Genomic DNA, 408 nt, shown 5'->3' on the forward strand with positions numbered 1-408 from the left:
TTTTCAATGGACTATTATGATATTAAGAACCGGTACGACTTGTCGTAAAACTTGCGTAAAATAAGGAACAAACCAGTGATGTGTCCTTAGACACGAGATGGTTTTGACTTATTTCTAGTAAGTTTAGGTTCGTATTCAAATATCATTTATCTAGTTGAACACGAGATTAATTTCTTAGGAAAATAGATAATCTTCCTTGTGTGCAAGCACACGGTGTCAGATTCCTAATTTTCTACAGAAATTCGCTAGCCGAACATCTCTTTGTATCCTAGATAATGGACCTAGCGGGATCGAACCGCTGACCTCCTGCGTGCAAAGCAGGCGCTCTCCCAGCTGAGCTAAGGCCCCGACTAATAAACTGGTTGTTTCATTATTAGTGGTGGTACTTATTCTATTACGTGAAGCTTA

The 408-nt window shown here is 39.5% G+C and carries 1 tRNA gene; it reads right to left on the reverse strand.

Annotation, left to right across the window (positions count from 1 at the left end):
- Nucleotides 1–276: 276 nt before the first annotated feature.
- Nucleotides 277–348 (reverse strand) — tRNA-Ala (locus AT575_RS10170).
- Nucleotides 349–408 lie beyond the last annotated feature (60 nt).

Source organism: Streptococcus penaeicida, assembly GCF_002887775.1.
GTDB classification, from domain to species: Bacteria; Bacillota; Bacilli; order Lactobacillales; family Streptococcaceae; genus Streptococcus; species Streptococcus penaeicida.